The organism is Metalysinibacillus jejuensis (assembly GCF_003057615.1).
GTDB lineage: Bacteria > Bacillota > Bacilli > Bacillales_A > Planococcaceae > Metalysinibacillus > Metalysinibacillus jejuensis.
In genome coordinates this window covers 1-253 of the sequence record NZ_QAFW01000221.1, presented here as the reverse complement: position 1 = coordinate 253, position 253 = coordinate 1, and the positions used below count along the sequence as shown (strand labels likewise).

Sequence of the window (253 nt, the reverse complement as noted above, 5' to 3'; positions counted from 1 at the left end):
CGTCCATAGCGAAATCTAGCCCAACAACTTTCTGAATGGACACTGGTTTAATTTCTTTCTCGTATTCTGTCAAAATCGAAATATAGTATTTACCTGATTTTGTTTTAGAAATCGTACAAGATTTTAACACACGTGTTGATTAGCGAAATTCACGTATCATTTTCTTGATAAATGAATCGAGCTGAGGTCAGAGTTTCTTCCACATACGTTTGCCATTGTTGATCGAGCGCATGCCAAAGAAACAGGCGTGTAA

Annotated in this window: 1 pseudogene; it reads right to left on the bottom strand. The window is 37.2% G+C overall.

Annotated features, from left to right (window positions below):
- Nucleotides 1–127 (bottom strand): annotated as a pseudogene (locus DDE80_RS15535) (RNA-guided endonuclease TnpB family protein); the annotation flags it as partial.
- Nucleotides 128–253: the final 126 nt, after the last annotated feature.